Annotated in this window: 22 protein-coding genes and 1 riboswitch; of the genes, 5 read left to right on the top strand and 17 right to left on the bottom strand. The window is 47.0% G+C overall.

Going from position 1 to position 17090, the window contains the following annotated elements; all coding sequences use genetic code 11:
* Positions 1-11 precede the first annotated feature (11 nt).
* On the top strand, positions 12-380 hold the full coding sequence (locus ACN9MT_RS06110) for a hypothetical protein (protein WP_368915219.1): 369 nt from the start codon (positions 12-14) through the stop codon (positions 378-380).
* A gap of 133 nt (positions 381-513) precedes the next feature.
* On the opposite strand, the gene ACN9MT_RS06105 is transcribed toward ACN9MT_RS06110, so the two are convergent.
* The 8 genes from ACN9MT_RS06105 to ACN9MT_RS06070 form a co-directional block, all read right to left on the bottom strand.
* Complete coding sequence (locus ACN9MT_RS06105) at positions 514-870, bottom strand: hypothetical protein (RefSeq protein WP_035408542.1); 357 nt, start codon at positions 868-870, stop codon at positions 514-516.
* Positions 871-992: 122 nt separating this feature from the next.
* Positions 993-2000: a ThiF family adenylyltransferase gene (locus tag ACN9MT_RS06100; protein ID WP_426272975.1), complete on the bottom strand. Its 1008-nt coding sequence runs from the start codon at positions 1998-2000 to the stop codon at positions 993-995.
* Positions 1997-2761 (bottom strand): thiazole synthase, encoded by a 765-nt coding sequence (locus ACN9MT_RS06095; RefSeq protein WP_426272974.1) that lies wholly within the window; start codon positions 2759-2761, stop codon positions 1997-1999. Before ACN9MT_RS06095 ends, ACN9MT_RS06100 begins: the two co-directional genes overlap by 4 nt.
* A 2-nt stretch (positions 2762-2763) precedes the next feature.
* Positions 2764-2964, bottom strand: a complete 201-nt coding sequence (gene thiS / locus ACN9MT_RS06090; RefSeq protein WP_035408549.1) for a sulfur carrier protein ThiS — start codon at positions 2962-2964, stop codon at positions 2764-2766.
* Positions 2961-3905, bottom strand: coding sequence for an FAD-dependent oxidoreductase (locus ACN9MT_RS06085; RefSeq protein ID WP_426272973.1), 945 nt, complete (start codon positions 3903-3905; stop codon positions 2961-2963). Before ACN9MT_RS06085 ends, thiS begins: the two co-directional genes overlap by 4 nt.
* Positions 3902-4492 carry a thiamine phosphate synthase gene (locus ACN9MT_RS06080; protein ID WP_426272972.1) on the bottom strand — a complete coding sequence of 197 codons (591 nt, stop codon included), beginning with the start codon at positions 4490-4492 and terminating at the stop codon, positions 3902-3904. The genes ACN9MT_RS06085 and ACN9MT_RS06080 overlap by 4 nt, the downstream gene beginning before the upstream one ends.
* A gap of 86 nt (positions 4493-4578) precedes the next feature.
* A riboswitch (TPP riboswitch) is annotated at positions 4579-4681 on the bottom strand.
* Between the two features lie 56 nt (positions 4682-4737).
* Positions 4738-5958 carry a beta-N-acetylhexosaminidase gene (gene nagZ / locus ACN9MT_RS06075; protein WP_426272971.1) on the bottom strand — a complete coding sequence of 407 codons (1221 nt, stop codon included), beginning with the start codon at positions 5956-5958 and terminating at the stop codon, positions 4738-4740.
* Complete coding sequence (locus ACN9MT_RS06070; protein ID WP_023467853.1) at positions 5955-6380, bottom strand: OsmC family protein; 426 nt, start codon at positions 6378-6380, stop codon at positions 5955-5957. Before ACN9MT_RS06070 ends, nagZ begins: the two co-directional genes overlap by 4 nt.
* Positions 6381-6570: 190 nt before the next feature.
* Between ACN9MT_RS06070 and ACN9MT_RS06065 the strand changes: the two genes are divergently transcribed.
* Both ACN9MT_RS06065 and ACN9MT_RS06060 read left to right on the top strand, forming a co-directional pair.
* Complete coding sequence (locus ACN9MT_RS06065; RefSeq protein WP_426272970.1) at positions 6571-7755, top strand: MFS transporter; 1185 nt, start codon at positions 6571-6573, stop codon at positions 7753-7755.
* Positions 7756-7881: 126 nt separating this feature from the next.
* Positions 7882-8370, top strand: a complete 489-nt coding sequence (locus ACN9MT_RS06060) for a DoxX family membrane protein (RefSeq protein ID WP_426272969.1) — start codon at positions 7882-7884, stop codon at positions 8368-8370.
* Between the two features lie 28 nt (positions 8371-8398).
* Here the strand turns inward: ACN9MT_RS06060 and ACN9MT_RS06055 are convergent, their stop codons facing one another.
* The 8 genes from ACN9MT_RS06055 to ACN9MT_RS06020 all read right to left on the bottom strand — a co-directional run bounded on the left by ACN9MT_RS06055 (position 8399) and on the right by ACN9MT_RS06020 (position 13521).
* Positions 8399-8692 (bottom strand): hypothetical protein, encoded by a 294-nt coding sequence (locus tag ACN9MT_RS06055; RefSeq protein ID WP_056060657.1) that lies wholly within the window; start codon positions 8690-8692, stop codon positions 8399-8401.
* A gap of 79 nt (positions 8693-8771) precedes the next feature.
* Positions 8772-9863 (bottom strand): hypothetical protein, encoded by a 1092-nt coding sequence (locus ACN9MT_RS06050; RefSeq protein ID WP_426272968.1) that lies wholly within the window; start codon positions 9861-9863, stop codon positions 8772-8774.
* Positions 9864-9873: 10 nt separating this feature from the next.
* Entirely contained in the window at positions 9874-10689 is an 816-nt protein-coding gene (locus ACN9MT_RS06045) for a hypothetical protein (protein ID WP_056060651.1), read from the bottom strand.
* Entirely contained in the window at positions 10686-11363 is a 678-nt protein-coding gene (locus tag ACN9MT_RS06040; protein WP_035408568.1) for an ABC transporter ATP-binding protein, read from the bottom strand. Before ACN9MT_RS06040 ends, ACN9MT_RS06045 begins: the two co-directional genes overlap by 4 nt.
* A complete protein-coding gene (locus ACN9MT_RS06035; protein ID WP_023467846.1) occupies positions 11356-11736 on the bottom strand; it encodes a GntR family transcriptional regulator in 381 nt (126 codons plus the stop codon). The genes ACN9MT_RS06040 and ACN9MT_RS06035 overlap by 8 nt, the downstream gene beginning before the upstream one ends.
* 155 nt (positions 11737-11891) lie before the next feature.
* Positions 11892-12083, bottom strand: coding sequence for a hypothetical protein (locus ACN9MT_RS06030; protein WP_426272967.1), 192 nt, complete (start codon positions 12081-12083; stop codon positions 11892-11894).
* A 13-nt stretch (positions 12084-12096) separates the two neighbouring features.
* The gene (locus tag ACN9MT_RS06025; protein WP_035408573.1) at positions 12097-12972 is read right to left on the bottom strand and encodes an SDR family oxidoreductase; all 876 of its coding nucleotides are present in this window, start codon (positions 12970-12972) and stop codon (positions 12097-12099) included.
* 87 nt (positions 12973-13059) lie between these two features.
* Positions 13060-13521, bottom strand: coding sequence for an NUDIX hydrolase (locus tag ACN9MT_RS06020; RefSeq protein WP_426272966.1), 462 nt, complete (start codon positions 13519-13521; stop codon positions 13060-13062).
* A gap of 334 nt (positions 13522-13855) precedes the next feature.
* On the opposite strand from ACN9MT_RS06020, the gene ACN9MT_RS06015 reads away from it, so the two are divergent.
* A complete protein-coding gene (locus ACN9MT_RS06015) occupies positions 13856-14596 on the top strand; it encodes a peptidoglycan DD-metalloendopeptidase family protein (RefSeq protein ID WP_035408577.1) in 741 nt (246 codons plus the stop codon).
* Between the two features lie 256 nt (positions 14597-14852).
* Positions 14853-15797, top strand: coding sequence for a peptidoglycan DD-metalloendopeptidase family protein (locus ACN9MT_RS06010; protein WP_426272965.1), 945 nt, complete (start codon positions 14853-14855; stop codon positions 15795-15797).
* A gap of 42 nt (positions 15798-15839) precedes the next feature.
* On the opposite strand, the gene ACN9MT_RS06005 is transcribed toward ACN9MT_RS06010, so the two are convergent.
* Positions 15840-16949 carry a glycerol dehydrogenase gene (locus tag ACN9MT_RS06005; RefSeq protein ID WP_426272964.1) on the bottom strand — a complete coding sequence of 370 codons (1110 nt, stop codon included), beginning with the start codon at positions 16947-16949 and terminating at the stop codon, positions 15840-15842.
* Between the last annotated feature and the right edge of the window lie 141 nt (positions 16950-17090).

Here is a 17090-nt window from a genome sequence, read left to right as displayed (position 1 = left end):
GGAGCAAAAATATGAAGAAATTATTAATGTTGACTGTATTATGTACTACTTTATCAGCCTGTAACGCAAACGATTCTAAACTCAGTTTTAGTGAGCTAAAAATAGTACCTAACGCTCTCCAATCGAAAATAAATCCTGCCACTACTTTGCAAATGATCAACACGAAAGACGATATCGCCTATATTATCTATCGCACAAAGAAAGCAGTCGCTTCTGATCTTGAAGCACAAGGAGATACGCTAAAGATTAAATTGAATGAATCTAAAACTCATAAGAAGACAAAGCAGTATGTCTATAAATTAACTTTAGATCCTGAACATGAAATCATCGATGTTTACGTAAACGGTAAATCTACCGCGTTTGATAACATAACGAACTGATAAATCTAGAAATATCAAAATAGAAACAATATACATACGAAAATCCCTTCTTTTCTTTGTGAAATGAAGAGGTTGTAAAAAAAAAAGCAGGAGGCGAATGCCTCCTGCTTTTTGCGCTTTCACAACGAGCGTATTACTTCGTCCGTTGCTTTCTAAAACGTTGGACGGAACGAATCACAGAAACTGATCCGCCGATGATCGCACCGACACCGACGACGATGCCTGTCTTAAATTTTTTGCCCGTTGGTTCGGATGTATGCGTTGCTTGATTGTGTTCAAAAAGTTGTTGGAGGGGCGACGACGTCTCGACTTCGAGAATCTTCGATGCATCCTGATGCACATCTTCTCTACGTTCGACACTACAAGGTGACAGATAGAATGGGTTCAAGTTCGTCCGGTACCGGTCCGGATTCCAGTTGGCTTGCTGGACAACCGCCTGTGTTTCTTCCGTCTGTGCTTGATCCTTCATCGGATCGAATTCTTGTTTCATCTGAATCACTCCTCTTCACGTTCAAAACCTGTAGACCGATTTATGTCTGAAGTCTTATTTACCTGTTTTTTAAACATTTAAAACATATATTTTTAAAATTAGTTTTACTGTTTTATGAACGTTTATCCGAAATAGGCGTGATACAGTCGTTTTGCTTTAACGAGATCCGCCTCGCCATGAATCAAGACACGACCATCTCGAAAGGCGACCATTCGATGCTCATCCGTCGTAAACGCCAGCAAGTATGGGTTATGGGCGGAAATCGCCGCAACCGGCTGGAGGCGTTGTTTTAATTGTTCGAGATCTCGCTGTCCGTCTCCACGGATTTGAACGGCATCGCGACCGCACAGTGCCGTGAAACGCACCGTTTGATTCGATAAATAAGGATAAGACGGCTCGATGCCGCACGAGGGGCACTCTGTTTGCTTCAGTGACTGGACGTTGATTTGTTGGAATGTATTCGACCACACGTCAAAGGCAAGCAGACGTGTCCGCAACGCGTCCGTCTTTCCACTTAACCACTTCAACGCTTCCGTCACTTGTAGAGAGGCGACCATCTGAACAGCTGGACCGATGATTCCCGCCGTATCACACGTCTCCTGATCACGTGGTAATTGATCGAGCAGACAATGCAGACACGGCGTCTCTCCCGGGCGAACAGTGAAAGTAATCCCGTAACTGCCGATGCAGCCGCCGTAAATCCACGGAATCGAGCGCAACAATGCCATATCGTTCATCAGTAAACGAATATCGAAATGGTCCGTCGCATCGATGATGAGATCGATATCATCGAGAAGCCACGTCAGCGCTGCCCGGTCGACATCTAATACATGTGCTTCGATCGTCACCGTCGAATTAATCGCTTCAAGTCGCGCTTTTGCAGCAATCGCCTTCGGTACGCTGTGCCGTGCATCATCCTCCGTATAGAGTTGTTGCCGTTGTAGATTACTCCACTCGACATAATCGCGGTCGACGATTCGGACGACGCCGACACCAGCGCGAACGAGTTGTTCTGCCGATGCCGTGCCGAGTGCCCCCATCCCAATGATCAGTACCTTTGCTGTTGCGAAGCGTGCTTGTCCTGCTTCTCCAATCGGTTGAAATCGAGTTTGACGTGAATAACGTGTCATCGAATCAATCCACTCGTTGGACTACTCGCGACTGCATACTGTTTCTTCTCGATTCTTCCCGCTTCGTAGCCGAAGCGCCCTGCTTCGACGGCTAGTCGCATCGCGTGCGCCATCTTGACCGGATCCTGGGCATGGGCGACAGCGGAGTTCAATAAGACACCATCCGCTCCCAGTTCCATTGCATAGGCGACGTCAGTTGGAGAACCGATTCCAGCGTCGACGATGACAGGCACCGTCGTCTGCTCGATGATGAACTTTAGGTGGAGCGGATTGAGGATGCCTTGCCCGGAACCGATCGGTGACGCTGCCGGCATGATGGCATGACAGCCGAGTTCCTCGAGTCGTCGTGCAAGGACGACGTCGTCCGATGTATACGGTAAGACGACGAACCCTTCTTTAAGTAACTCTTCAGAAGCCCGTAACGTCTCGATTGGGTCAGGTAGTAATGTCTTGTCGCACCCAATCACTTCGACCTTGACCATGTCGCACATACCGGATGCCTGCGCAAGTTTTGCTAGCCGAACCGCTTCTTCCGCTGTCTTCGCACCAGCCGTATTCGGTAGTAAATCATACTTTGTTAAATCAAGCGACTCCAAGAAATTCGGTTGTTGTTTGTCAAAGAGATCGAGCCGCCGGACGGCGAACGTCAAGATTTGTGAAGCGGACGCATCAATTGCCTCTTGCTGCACCGTAGCATCCGTATATTTCCCCGTTCCGAGTAATAACCGTGATTCGAATGTCTTTTCTCCAATTTGTAGCATGTTTATCCTCCTCCTACGAAATGAACGATTTCGAATGTGTCATTGTTCCGAACGACCGTTTGATTGTAAGCTCCGCGGTCGATGATCTGTCGGTTCTGTTCGACGATGACAAGTTTTTCCCCTAAGCCAAGTTGCGTGAGCATGTCCTCAATCGTCTCAATCTGTTCAATGGTGTGGTCGTTGCCGTTAATCGTAATGTTCATCGAACTTCCTCCTTTAGGGTCAACCGTAATGTGTTTGCCAAGACTTCCGCTGTCGCCGGTGCGAGTAATATGCCATGCCGATGATGCCCCGTCCCTATAAAGATCCGACGGGATGAATCTGCGACTCCGATATATGGCAAGCCGAACTCTGTTTGTGGTCGTACGCCTGACCAGACTTCTTCGATGACAGCATCACGGATCGGTGGATAGAGACGCTCTGCTGCTTGAAGCAGTGACGTGACTCCTGCGACACTAACACCGATCGTCTCGTCGTGCGGTAGTTCGGTCGCACCGATCAATATCCGTCCGTCCGCTTTCGGTACGAGGTAGACGGCGTCATCAAACAGGATCGAGCGTAATGGCTGACCTGCGAGACGGACTGCCAGACATTCCCCTTTGACACCGTGCGTCGCAATCGAAATACCAGCTGTATCGAGCAAGGCTTGGGACCCGCGTCCGGCAGCAACCGTCACCGTTCGTCCCGTCCACGTTCCCGTGTTCGACTCAACCCTAATGAAATCATCACTCTCCTCGATTCGCGTGACGTCCACCTGTTCTTCGATTGGTACCCCACGATTTCGTAAGACATGCATCAATGCAGTCGTTAGTCGTCGCGGATCGATTTGACCGACCGATGGAAATAAGTATTCTTGCCCATTTCGTTTCAATAAAAATGGTTGTTCCCGGTAGCCACAATCGATCCCGGTCTCGCGCGTGAGGCGTCGCGCAAGTAACGGATACAGACGGCGACTTCGCGCGGCAAGCGTATGCAATTCTTCTCTCAGCTCGATGTCCGTCGCAAGCATCCCGGCAGCCGCCCGACTCGTCCCTTGTCCGCATGTTCCGCGATCAAGGACAAGAACGGATTCGTTCTGACAAGCGAGACTGTAAGCAAGCGTCAAACCGATGACTCCACCACCGATGATGATGTGATCCGTCATACCCGTACCCCCTGATAACGCTGAATGGCAGCATGCGGGTCCGCTTGACCGAGAATACCGGATAAGACGGCGATTCCGCTTGCACCGGTCGCTGCGATTTCAGGAATGCGATCAGGAGTGATCCCGCCGATTGCGATGACTGGTTTCGTCGTGAAAGTGACAACTTGCTTCAAGGCATCGATCCCTCGCGGTGGCACGTTTGGTTTCGACGCTGTCGGATAAATATGACCGTACAGCAGTCGGTCGGCTCCTTCCGCTTCCGCTGCAAGTGCTTCTGCCAGAGAGTGGACGGATTTCCCGATGATGAGATTCGGAAAGTGACGCCTTACATCGCCGACGCGTAAGGATCGTCGCGTCAACTGCACACCGATACCAGCGACATGGGCGACGTCGACCCGATCATGAACGGTTAATTGATTAGGCGAATACCCTTTCGCAAGGAGCGCGTCAATCAGTTCTAGCAATTCTGCTGCCGACAAATTCGGTTCTCGAAGATGAAGCTGATCCGTATATGGTTGAAGCGATTGAAAGGTTTCCACTCCATCACGTGGATTGATGGATCCCGTCGAAATCAGATGTAGACGCATCATGTTCTTCCTTTCGATACGAAAAAAGGACCACTCCCGATGTTGAAGGGAGTGGTCCGAAAATGCGCTGAAGCGCTAAGGATATCTAAGGTTTCGAGCCACTTCCCTCCGCTAGTACGAACTAGATCAGGTTCAAAGGGTCCGGATACTTCCGTCTCAGTCTGCTGCGAGACTCCCCTAGTGTCTTTTCGTGTTTAATTGGCTTGCCCCATTAGTTTAGCATGAGTCGCTTTGCTTCGCTAGTCCTAGTTGAGCGCTTCCACTTGCTGAATAAGCTCCGATTTCGTCGGTCGCTGTTGCTTCTGGCTGTCGGCATAGGTCTGCTTCAGCTTCAGGATCCGCATCACTTTAGCATCGAGCATCTCTGACGACAACGTTTTTTCTTTAACGGCTTGCATCACTTTGGTGTGGACCTTCGGATAGGCACCTGCTTCCGAAAACATCGCCATATCAGCTCCGTTGACAAGTGCCTGGCGTGCCGCTTCCGCGAGACCATATCGTTTCGTGATTGCCCCCATGACAAGGTCATCCGTGATGATGACGCCCTTGAATCCGAGTTGTTGACGCAAGAGGTCAGTCAAGATCGGCTTCGAGAGCGAAGATGGATTTTGATCGTCATACACGGGATAGAGAATATGGGCGACCATCACCATCTCGGCGCCCTCTTGAATCGCTTCTTGGAACGGTAACAGTTCCGTTCGCTTCAGTTCTTCCTTTGATGCTGTCACTTTCGGCAACCCGACATGGGAATCGACACTCGTATTGCCGTGACCGGGAAAATGTTTGACGACCGGAATCGTTCCCGTCTCTTGCATCCCGTGCATCAGAGCCGTACCGAGAGTCGCGACGGTCTTTGGATCAGCACTTAACGCACGGTCGCCGATGATTGGATTGTTCGGATTGCTATTGACGTCAAGGACCGGTGCGAAGTCCATGTTGAACCCATAAAATCGTGACAGGTGACCGAGCGTACGTCCGACATCTTCCATTTTTGCAGCATCTGCACCTTGCGCCATCCGTTGACTCGTCGGGAGACGTAATCGTTGATCCGGTACCCGGCTGACCCGTCCGCCCTCTTCATCAACACCGACGAAAACATACGGTTTTTGGTTCGTTTCTTGAATGGCACGCGTGAACGTCAAGAGTTGATCTTCTGACGTAATATTCCCACCAAGCAGTAAGACCCCACCGATCGCATGCGTCTGCAACAATTTCCGGTCAGCTGCTGAAAGTTCCGTGCCGGCAACTCCGATATAGAGCAGTTGATCGATTTTTTCTGACGTCGACATCGCTTCAAGTTGTTGCTTTAATCGTGCTTGTTGTTGTGCTTCCTTTGTCGGCTCAGGCTTTGGTTTCTTCGCCTCCGTCGGTTGCTTCGTTGCTGGTTGTGATGGTTTCGTTGGTTCCGTCGTCTCCTGCGCACACCCTGCAAGCAACAGGCAACCGATCAGTGCTACTTTCTTCACAAAGGATCCTCGCTCCGGACACCATTGATGGAATAATAGACGGAAATCTCAGCGTTCAAGGATTGCGAGACCGAACAATATTTATCCTTTGATAACGAGATGGCGCGACGGACCTTATCTTCCGGGAGATCACCTTCAAGCCGGTAATGAATCGAGATTGACGTAAAACGCCGCGGATGATCCTCTGCCCGTTCCCCTTCGATATCCATTTCGAAATGAGTAATCGTCAAGCGCATCTTCTCTAAAATCGAGACGATGTCGATTCCAGTACAGCCGGCAACGGCATGTAGCAGCAGTTCAGTCGGTCGTGGTGCTTGATTTTCGCCACCGTTCTCCGGTGCTGCATCCATCGCAAGATGATGCCCTGATTCCGTCTGTCCACTAAACCCCATCTGTTTGTTCCATGTCACTGTCGCTTGCATCGTTTCCACTCCTTTGTCAGTAGTCTTCATCTGTAGTATACGCAAAAAACAGCAAGCCTGGAAATTCTCACGCTATTTCGAATAATGGTTCTTTTCCCGAATTCTCGCTTTGCGATACCCGACGAAATCGTTTCATGCTATCCTGTTACTCATAGTTTCGCGCGCAAGCGCCAGAATTGAGGAATCATCCATGTCACCTACTACTCGTTTAAGTCGACGCGATTGGCTGTTGATCGCCACGTTGTCGCTCCTGACGTTCGTTCTCGGAACAAGCGAATTCGTCATCGTCGGGATCCTCGCTGAAATCTCCTCAGCCCTTGATATCACGATCGCAACAGCCGGTACGCTCGTCTCGGCATTTGCCATCTCCTTTGCGATTGGTACACCGATTGTCATGTCGCTGACCGGTCACTTGGAACGGCGTCGCCTGATTCTACGTCTGTTACTCGTTTGGGTCTTACTGAACCTTGCCAGTAGTTTTGCTCCAAGTTACGAAGTATTGCTCGCCACCCGCATCCTGACTGCCATCCTGACCGGTGTCTTGATCTCGCTCGCAATGGTCGTCGCAAGCGATGGCGTGCCTGTCGCGAAGCGCGGTGTCGCCGTCTCATTCATTTTCGGGGGTTTTACACTTGCGAACGTCCTCGGTGTTCCGATCGGTACGTTCATCGGTCAACACGCTGGCTTCGCAGCCACGTTCTGGCTGACGACAGTCATGGGAATGATTGAGTTTCTCGCTGTGTGGAAGATCGTTCCCGTCCAGCAATCGACGGGCTCCGGTTCAATTAAGGAGCAGCTTGGATTGCTCGCTAATCCACGGATCCTAATCGCCTTTTTTATTCCTTCATTTGGATTCGGGGCAACCTACGTCGTCTATACGTATCTCGTGCCGATTCTACAAACGGAACTCGGCATCGCGAAGACGTGGATTAGTCCGATCCTGCTCGCTTACGGTGTCGTCTCGATCTTCAGTAACATCCTTGCCGGCAAGATTGCCAGTAAAAATCCGATGGGTCGCTTACGGTTCGTCTTCGTCGTGCAAGCAATCGTCCTTGCTGCATTATACTTCACGACAGTATCCCTTTCACTTGGTCTGTTTAACATCGCCTTGATGTCATTGATGTCGATTTTATTGACGACTTCGACACAAATCTACTTGATTGACCTCGCCGAAAAGTTCAATCCGGAAGCAAAAGGACTCGCCGCTTCCTTGATGCCGGTTGCGAGTAATGTCGGGATTGCCTTCGGTTCGGCACTCGGTGGCATCGTTTATGCGAACGGTCCGATGATGAACACGGCACTGGTCGGTGGGCTTGTTGCGCTTGTCGCTGCTTTATTAACTGCAATCAGTCATCGTCTCGATCAGCGGTCATGAACGGCTACCTTATCCTTTTTTGTAACAGGTCGATGACGGTTCGATGACGTTATGATGATAGTCCCTATCTTACTGATGATTTTTCAGTATGATGGGGACTATGTTGTAGTAGAGGAGTGTCTGAAAGTGAAAGCATTACACATCATCGGCATCAGTTTAGTGACGATCATCCGGCTCTGGCTCGGAATTCAGTGGTTCATCGCCGGGATCGGCAAGTACATCAATGGCTTTGATGCAAAACCGTTTCTTGAAGGGGCGCTAACGAAAGCGATAGGCGAAGACGCACTCGTCAGTTCGTGGTACGCGACGTGGATCGAGCAACTCGCCTTACCAAACGTCGGGCTGATCAACGTCTTGATTCCGTTCGCAGAACTCGTCGTCGGGATCTTGTTGATTCTCAGTCTATTGACGGTTCCTGCACTGGTCGTCGGGAGCATCATGAATCTCAATTACTTACTTGCTGGAACGATTGCGTTAAACCCGTTGTTCTTAGCTGCCTCAATCGTCTTACTTGCTGCAGGACGCTTTGCGTATCAAATCGGTATTGATCACTGGATCATGCGTTGGTATCGTTCGTCGCAACAACCACATCCCCTCGACCGGATTCCGGTCTAACGAAAAAACTCTCCCAAACGCGGGAGAGTTATTTTTTTTGTTGCTCGAGAATCGTCTGCTGTGTCGGAACCCCGCCGACTGGGACTGTCCGCTCGAGGAACAGATAAGGTTTGCCATCGACTTCAAAGCGACGGTCACCGAGATAACGCGCTGAACGTCCATCCATTGCAAGCTTTTGTTCGATGGCTGCGACATGTTCGTCGAGTGAATAAAACCGATCGTCGAACGTCAGCGTGATGTTTTTCTTACGATACCCCAGTAAGAAGCTGTAATAGAACCAATACAGAGCACCTGCGAAGATGACAAAAATCAAGAATTGCATGTGAGTTCCCCCTTTGTATAGTCTTTATACGTTGGAAGAAAACGGGAGGTTTCAAGTGATTGAATGAAATTTCTATAACTTACTTCAATCGCATATCACTTAGTGATAACTTAATCTTTGGATTTTTATTCGTAATGTTTCCTTCATATTCAATATTTGCTGATGTCGGATTGAAAACCAATACTCTGTAATCATCATTTTTTAGCTGATAAGAAAAATAAATGCGTCCATTTTCCAAAATAGAGACCGGGAATCCACCTCCATCCGGGAATTTTTTACGATCAGGAAGTGGAACTTGATGTACTGTATATTTTTCCGACTCCATATCGAACGTATTCCAGCTTAACTGTGTCTCATCATTTTCATTTATCGTCACGATTAATTTGCCTTCATTTAAAATTCGAGTGTTAAAATCTTCTCCTTCCAGTTGTTTTAATCGTTTCGTCTTTTTTCCGTCTGTCATCAGCAGACGCTGCTGTTCAGTATCGGGGTTATTCTTAGGAAAATATGTTTGAGAATAAAGTAGTTGTCCTTTATAGAACGACTCAATGTATTCATTTTTCTTTAATTCTATTGGTAGTAGTTGTTTGCGTACGCGATTATTTTTTAAGTTAATAATATAAATAAAGCTTTTGGGGATTTGCTCATCCATCGAATAGCGCTCCACATAAAGTAGATCTTCTGTTCGTTGAAAGGGTGAGTAGGCGTACTTTTTATTATTAACTTCTGAGGGAGTGCTCAATTGTTTTGTCGTCATTTTTTTAGTTTTAAGATCCCAATATTGCAACTCCCAACTACCGTCTTCTCGACCTTTTAATCCGTAAGTCACAGAATCTTGCATGAGAGTATACGTTTCTTCTTGCATGAACTGTTTAAATGACCGTGGCGCTCCATCGTTTAAATAAACACGATCGAGATACATATTATTTAGATATGATGATTTTGATTCAGAGACTTGTCCATCTTTAATCGAAACAGAGTAGTCTGTAGGTTGACGAACTACATCGATTAAGTTGATTTGTAGATTTTGAAGAGTGCTTTGCTTCGGGCTACCGCTCTTGGTTTCAACTACTAATTCAGGTTTTTCTAAAGTTAAGACGTATCCCACATAAAAAGCTAGTGACGCGACACTGATTAGTATAAAACTTATAAAATATTTATATGATCGCATATTATCCTCCTTAGACCGAGATTTTCCATTTCAAAAGTCGTAAACTTCTCCACAAGGCGTAAATCATATAGACAAAAACAAACCCTATGAATAAAGCATCTTTTTCAGAACTTAGTAATAAATGTGTCTGATCTAAAAAATAGATACAAATGAACGAATACGCTATAAAAATTGTAATTTCAATCGCGATTCGAATCATTCCTTTTACTTTTCGATACGATCGTTCCAACAAAACGAGCAAAAAGATTAAACAGATAACCATTGTAGAAATAAGGATGATGAGAATCATATTAGTTAAATTCGTCGTATAAAATTCTTCCAATGAACTACTGAATATATTCGTATTAGAACTTTTTTGATACTCCGCTTGGATCCACCAATCAAATAAATAAGATCCAACCTTAAGAAAACACCATTGCAAACCAATAAAGCTAATCATAACCAGAAATACAGCAGTTAATTTTGAAAAGAAGATGCTATATCTGCTCCCTGGAAGCATTAATAGTCGATAGATGTATTTTGTTTCCCCAAGCCAATCACGATACCAAATTTGAAATGCGTAAATCACAACAAATACAATTCCTATTAAGGTCATAAATACGAAAAAAGAAGTCGTATCCGCGTAATCTAGCTTTCCGATTTGCTGAAGTGCGTCTGATAATTTTGCACGATTATTCTCCATGAAATTCTTGATTTCTTGCTCATGAAGCATCACTTGTGCAATGACTGATATCAATTCAATCGCCGCCATCACAAGCACGGCAATTACATATAACTTAAAACTCCGTTTAATCTCTTCATTCGTCAATTGTATGTATTGTTTCATCGCTGATAGACCTCCCGCATCCGGTCCTGAACCGACTTCCCGTACAGTTCTCGCATCTCTTCTGTCTCATGTTCATCGATGATTCGACCGTCCTGTAAGAAGACGACCCGGTCGATCAAATGCTCGATTTCCTGAATTTCGTGTGTCGTCATCAGGATACCGCGCCCTTCCATGAAGTGGCTTGAGAATAATCCTGCAATCTGTTCTTTCGTAAACAAATCAATTCCTGCGAACGGTTCGTCGAGTAATAAGTACGGACGATCGAGAGCAAATCCAAGAATTAAGCTGACCTTCGCCTGGTTTCCTTTTGATAAGTCGGTAATCTTATCTGTTGAAAGTAGCTGGAAAATTCGCATCAATTCATTCGCAGTCTCCTGGTTCCAATCGGAATAATAATCCGCCATATATGTCAGCGCATCACCGACCGTCATGTAGCCGGGCATCGTCTGAATATCTGGAACGAAGGCGATCTTATTTCGGTTGATCTCGCCATCGACGAGAACCGTTCCTGCGTTGACTGGAACAAGACCTGCGATTGCCTTCAGGATCGTCGATTTCCCCTCACCGTTCAAGCCGATCAGACACGTCAATTGATCCATCGGAACCGAGAACGAGACGCCTTGAAGGACTGGTTTTTTTCCGTACTTCTTTTGTAAGCCATGAACTTCAAGCATCGATCTTCCTCCGTTCCGTTTCCTGATAGACGGTCTCAACTTTCGAGACGACCTCATCAAGTGGAATTTGAATCGCCTTGACGGCGTCGATGAATTCAGAGACTGCTTCTTCAAGCATCTCAGCACGTACTTTTTGGACGACTTGTGGATCGCGTGTAATCTTACTCGGGACATTCCGTTCTGTCGTAATCAATTGCTGCTCCTCCATCTCTTTGTATGCTTTTTGTGCGGTATTCGGATTGATTCCGAGCTGTGCGGCGATTTCGCGGCGGGACGGGATCTCTTGCCCGCTTTGCAATTCCTCGGTCGCGATTCGTTGTTTGAACCAACGGACGACCTGCAGGTACACCGGGCTTCTTTGGTCGAACTGCATCGGTAGACCTCCCTTTCCTGTGTAATGTATTAAAACATTAATACACTTATCTTCTGTATCATACTCACCATACAGTTTGTCTGTCAAGCTGGTTTGTCTTCTTAATCACGAAAAAGTCACCATCCGATTCGTGGATGGTGACTACGGTCAACATATTAATAGGGATTTGGGTCTTCCTGCGGTGTATCGGGAATTTCAGTTGGTTCCGGGAACGTATCCGGCTCCGGTTGACGGACAGGATCTTCCTGTGGTGTATCTGGCACCTCGCTCGGTGGTGCTTGCGGAACTTCGTCCGGTTGATGATGATCCGGTTCGCGTTCAGGCACTTCATTCGGATTCTTCTTCATCTTGTTCTCCCCCTTAAGACGTGATGTAATCGCCGCCGTTGATATGAATCGTCTGACCCGTGATGTAACTCGAATCACGAGAAGCCAAATAGACATAAGCTGGTGCATTTTCTGACGGTTGTCCCCGACGCTTCATTAACGTGTCTTCCCCATGCGACTCGACTTTCTCCTTCGAGAACGTCGCTGGAATGAGAGGCGTCCAAATCGGTCCCGGTGCGACGGCATTAACGCGGATTCCTTTCTCGATCAAGCTTGAAGCAAGCGAGCGCGTCAATGTCGTAATAGCGCCTTTCGTCGCTGAGTAGTCGATCAGCGACGGTGCTCCACGATAAGCCGTCACCGATGAGGTATTGATGATTGCATCTTCTTTATGCAGATGCGGAAGCGCAGCCTGAATCAAATAGAACATTGAAAAGACATTCGTCTCGAACGTTTCCTTCAATTGATCTGGTGTGATCGCAAGGAAATCATCTTGCGGGAATTGTTTTCCGGCATTGTTAACGAGAATGTTCAATTGACCGAATTCTGCAATGACGGTATCGATGATCGCTTGCGCATTTTCCGGTTGACTGACATCTTTCGCGATTTTTAAGGCTTTTACCCCGTAGCCTTCAATCAACGATTTCGTCTTTTCTGCGTCTTTCCCCTCATTTAAGTATACGATTGCGACGTTTGCCCCTTCTTTCGCATAAGCGACAGCAACGGCACGACCGATTCCACTGTCTCCACCTGTGATCAGTGCAACCTTCCCCGTCAGTTTTCCTGAACCGACATAATCCGGATCATCGTAGATCGGTTCCGGTTTCATGGCGTACTCGACACCGGGTTGTTGTTCCTGCGTCTGCCCTCGTGCTTCTTGATGCATCGCTTCGAACTGCTCTTCTCTCATGAACGATCAGCTCCCTTATCATTGTGGAATGAACTACATGATTAACCATTCCCTTGCGATACATCTATAAACGTTTTTCCGGAAAAGTCAGATATCATTCGTCAATAGCGTTGGAAACACGTTTGTTTGAAGCATTTTTGATAGTTCGCTTGGATACAATGTATATTGATCCAGTTTATCGAATGGAACGAACCGGTACGTCAATTCTTCACCTTCGGGACCGTAAAAGTCTTCCGTTGAGAGTGGTAGTGGTTCTCGACATGTCACTTCATAAAACATCCCCAGTTCATGAAACTGATGGTCTGCGTAATTAAAGAAATTTTCATGCAGGAAACGAAAGACCGGTAGCTCAATCGATTGACCGAGTTCTTCTAATAATTCACGTTCAATCGCTTTGGCACCACTTTCACCAAATTGTACCCGTCCTCCCGGTAATGACCAAAAATCATCTTCTCCTTGCCGATGAATCAAGAGATGTTCATCTTGAATCAACAGCGCCACTGCGCGAATGTTAAGCTTTTTTTGATTTACAGCAAACGTCAAATCCATCTCATTACCTTCTCTCTTTTTATTAGACTCCCATACTTTCTCATCATTTCCCACGATTGCGTTTTGTCATCAAATTCATCTCGTTGTAACACGGATTCATCTTGATTTTAAGGGATTCTGAGATTGAATACGTATTCAATATTACAACATTTGTTATTAGAATATATTTAAGCAATCGAATTGAAATACAAACGTCTGACTTTTCAATGCTATACTCTCGTTAGTCAAATGACGACAGCATCATCTATTTCAATTCACCACACTTTACACCACACACATTCTATATACATGTCATTTCCGACAAGATCTCGATTTACATCAAGGAGGAACATTCATGAAAAGAACAATCACGACACTTGCAATGAGCGCGCTCGTTGTTTCAGGTTTTGCAGCTACGGGTACAGGTAAGGTTGACGCAGCTACGAAATCTACGTACAAAGTAAAAATCAAAGCAGACGGACTCCGCGTTCGCACTGGCCCATCTCTTAAATACCGGATCGTCGACGGCGTCAATTCGGGACAAACTTTCAAATACTTGGGTCATCGCGGAAATTGGACTAAAATTCTTCATAAAGGACATAAGCGTTACGTCTACTCAGGTTATGTGAAAAAATATCGCGTTTCTGGTCATACAGCGAAGAAAGCCTCATTCTCGACTTCGTCAAATGGCTTCTCGCGTCCGACAAGCGGTCCAGTAACACAAGGTTATGGAAAAACTAGCGGTATCTTCGGCTACACGTTCCATAACGGCGTCGACTTTGGTGCACCAATCGGAACGCCCGTTCATGCAGCAGCGGCAGGTAAAGTTGTCACATCGTCTTACCAAGGAGCATATGGAAACCATGTCATGGTCAAACATAAAGTGCACGGTATTTCGTACACAACGGTATACGCTCACTTAAGCAAACGCTCTGTCTTCGTCGGTCAAACGATCCCGAAAGGCGCAACGATCGGTGCAGTCGGCAGTACAGGAAACTCGACAGGTGCTCATCTTCACTTCGAAATCCATCGCGGTAACTATGTCTATAGCGGTACTTCTGCAGCGAACAGCGTCAATCCACTCGCATTTTTATAAGCATTTAAGGTACCTCGACAGGGGTACCTTTCTTATTTTCAATGGGCATTTCATCATATCCAATTCCATCCAATCTTGTCAAAGGAATTTATGAATAAATGGAAAACAAACAAAATTAACGTCTTTCAATATAATTTATTGAAATAATATCGAAATGTGAATGTAACATTTAAACATTTTCGTAAATGTTATACTCATCTATGAAATTTACATAACGGTTTAGTCACACAGATTACATATTCAGGAGGAATGAATCATGCATGGTTTTTGGAAAGGTGTTTCAGCGACAGCCATCGCTGTGGCAAGTTTTGCTTCGTTTGCCATCCCACGTGCGGATGCAGCAACGACGTTCTATAAGGTGAAAGTCATGGAGGACGGTTTGCGTGCTCGAACGGGTCCTTCGACATCGTATGGTACGGTCACGAGTTTTGAAAAAGGGGATACATATAAGTATCTCGGACGGACAGGCAACTGGACGAAAATTCTGTACGGTTCAAAAAAAGTCTATGTCTCTTCTACATATGTTAAGAAATATTCTGTAACACGTATCTATAAGATTAAAGTCAACGTCGACAACCTTCGTGTTCGTAGCAGCAGTTCGACGAGCAGTACAGTCGTCGGAAGTGTCGATAAAGGCGAAACGTTCCGCTACCTCGGTCGTACAGGCGATTGGATCAAGTTCTTATACGGTGGCGATAAACGATTCGTTCATGCGGACTATGTCTCGAAATACGCTGTTTTGACACTGACGAATAGCAGTGGCGCTTCAAAAGCGTCAACGTCGACATCAAAGAATTTCGCGACGCCAACGAGCGGTCCGATCACGCAAGGTTATGGACCTTCAAGTGGTGCTTATGGTTACACATTCCATAACGGGATTGATTACGGTACGGCAAAAGGTACACCAGTCTATGCGACAGCAAGCGGCAAAGTCATTACGTCTCAGCTCAAAGGCGCGTACGGCAACTATGTCATGGTTTCACATACGATCAACGGATCGCCGTTCATCAGTCTGTATGCACATATGAATAGCCGCTCGGTCTCGGTCGGTCAAACCGTCGCGCAAGGTCAAAAGATCGGGACAGTTGGCGAGACAGGTAACGCTTTCGGAACACATTTACATTTTGAACTCCATAAAGGATCGTACGTCTACAGTGCAACTTCTGCTGGTAGCAGTGTCAATCCACTCGATTATCTGTAAAATGACAATAACCCTCGCCGTCTCGGCAAGGGTTATTTTTTCTTATTGTTTTCGTTTTGCTTGATACGCTTTTGAATAGCGATCGGCAGCGATGATCGCATCAGCGACTTCGTCCGCCGTGACGTTGAATCCACTGTGGATCGTCTCGCCTTCAGCAGTTGCTGCCTCTCCGACTTTGACGATATCTTCACGTGACGCATCTTTTAGCTTGATGTCCTCGAGTGTCACCGGTAAACCAAGATCCGTGTAAAGCGCGATATAGCGCTCGATTTCTTCTTGTGGATGTTCTTCGAGCGCTAACTGGACGAGTGTACCAAAGGCGACCTTTTCTCCATGCGTCAGGTGGTGAATCTCACCGTCAAGTGCCGTAAAGCCATTATGAATCGCATGCGCCGCTGCTAATCCCCCACTTTCAAAGCCGAGCCCACTTAGCAGGGTATTCGCTTCGACGACGGCTTCGAGTGCTGGTGTGACGACCTGTGCCTGAACGGATTCATACGCCAGACGCCCGTGCTCGAACAAGACTTCCTCGCAACGTTTAGCAATCGCTTGCGCCGCAATCGTTGGTCGTCCGCCTGCCATCGTCTGTCCACCAAAGGCGACGACACTTCGGACTTCGACCCATGTCGCGAGGGCATCGGCAATTCCGGACGCAAAGAAACGCGCCGGCGCTTGGGCAATCAGTTTCGTATCGACGAGAACAAGATCGGGATTCTTCTTATAGAAACGATAACTTTCGAAAATCCCTTCGTCGGAATAGATGACGGACAGAGCACTCGTCGGCGCGTCAGTTGAAGCCAGTGTCGGCACGATGACGACGGACACGTTCAACTCATCCGAGACGGCTTTTGCCGTATCGAGCGTCTTTCCACCCCCAACCCCCATGACGAAACGAACATCCGCCGCTTTTGCTTGCTCAGCGATTCGTTTTACTTCATGCCGTGAGGCTTCACCACTAAAGTCTGCCTTCTCGATGCTGACGTTTTCGCCGGACAGCGACTGCTCGACACGTTCCTTGACGATTTTCCAGACGACATCGTCCGCGATGACGAGCGCTTTTTCACCGAACGGGCTCACATATGTACCGAGCCGGTCAATGACATCCTTTCCTTGGACATACTTCGAGGGACTAATGAAGACACGTTCTGACATGTTTCAACATCCTTTCTGTAAGGGACACGATGATCAATGACATACAGTAGAGGAATTGCCGTTTCCGCTTATGCTTAAACCCACAATCGAGTGAACAAAAAAAGCGGACTTTGATCATACGATCAAAAATCCGCTTCCCTT

Origin of the sequence: Exiguobacterium sp. R-17 (assembly GCF_049913315.1) — a bacterium.
GTDB lineage: Bacteria > Bacillota > Bacilli > Exiguobacteriales > Exiguobacteriaceae > Exiguobacterium_A.
The sequence above is the reverse complement of the archived record's forward strand: the minus strand, read 5'-3'. Positions and strand labels throughout refer to the sequence as shown.

Coding starts and splice junctions, on each gene's coding strand:
- ACN9MT_RS06110 (WP_368915219.1), top strand. CDS start 12: ATGAAGAAATTATTAATGTTGACTGTATTATGTACTACTTTATCAGCC.
- ACN9MT_RS06105 (WP_035408542.1), bottom strand. CDS start 870: ATGAAACAAGAATTCGATCCGATGAAGGATCAAGCACAGACGGAAGAA.
- ACN9MT_RS06100 (WP_426272975.1), bottom strand. CDS start 2,000: ATGACACGTTATTCACGTCAAACTCGATTTCAACCGATTGGAGAAGCA.
- ACN9MT_RS06095 (WP_426272974.1), bottom strand. CDS start 2,761: ATGCTACAAATTGGAGAAAAGACATTCGAATCACGGTTATTACTCGGA.
- thiS (WP_035408549.1), bottom strand. CDS start 2,964: ATGAACATTACGATTAACGGCAACGACCACACCATTGAACAGATTGAG.
- ACN9MT_RS06085 (WP_426272973.1), bottom strand. CDS start 3,905: ATGACGGATCACATCATCATCGGTGGTGGAGTCATCGGTTTGACGCTT.
- ACN9MT_RS06080 (WP_426272972.1), bottom strand. CDS start 4,492: ATGCGTCTACATCTGATTTCGACGGGATCCATCAATCCACGTGATGGA.
- ACN9MT_RS06070 (WP_023467853.1), bottom strand. CDS start 6,380: ATGCAAGCGACAGTGACATGGAACAAACAGATGGGGTTTAGTGGACAG.
- ACN9MT_RS06065 (WP_426272970.1), top strand. CDS start 6,571: ATGTCACCTACTACTCGTTTAAGTCGACGCGATTGGCTGTTGATCGCC.
- ACN9MT_RS06055 (WP_056060657.1), bottom strand. CDS start 8,692: ATGCAATTCTTGATTTTTGTCATCTTCGCAGGTGCTCTGTATTGGTTC.
- ACN9MT_RS06050 (WP_426272968.1), bottom strand. CDS start 9,863: ATGCGATCATATAAATATTTTATAAGTTTTATACTAATCAGTGTCGCG.
- ACN9MT_RS06045 (WP_056060651.1), bottom strand. CDS start 10,689: ATGAAACAATACATACAATTGACGAATGAAGAGATTAAACGGAGTTTT.
- ACN9MT_RS06040 (WP_035408568.1), bottom strand. CDS start 11,363: ATGCTTGAAGTTCATGGCTTACAAAAGAAGTACGGAAAAAAACCAGTC.
- ACN9MT_RS06035 (WP_023467846.1), bottom strand. CDS start 11,736: ATGCAGTTCGACCAAAGAAGCCCGGTGTACCTGCAGGTCGTCCGTTGG.
- ACN9MT_RS06030 (WP_426272967.1), bottom strand. CDS start 12,083: ATGAAGAAGAATCCGAATGAAGTGCCTGAACGCGAACCGGATCATCAT.
- ACN9MT_RS06025 (WP_035408573.1), bottom strand. CDS start 12,972: ATGAGAGAAGAGCAGTTCGAAGCGATGCATCAAGAAGCACGAGGGCAG.
- ACN9MT_RS06020 (WP_426272966.1), bottom strand. CDS start 13,521: ATGGATTTGACGTTTGCTGTAAATCAAAAAAAGCTTAACATTCGCGCA.
- ACN9MT_RS06015 (WP_035408577.1), top strand. CDS start 13,856: ATGAAAAGAACAATCACGACACTTGCAATGAGCGCGCTCGTTGTTTCA.
- ACN9MT_RS06010 (WP_426272965.1), top strand. CDS start 14,853: ATGCATGGTTTTTGGAAAGGTGTTTCAGCGACAGCCATCGCTGTGGCA.
- ACN9MT_RS06005 (WP_426272964.1), bottom strand. CDS start 16,949: ATGTCAGAACGTGTCTTCATTAGTCCCTCGAAGTATGTCCAAGGAAAG.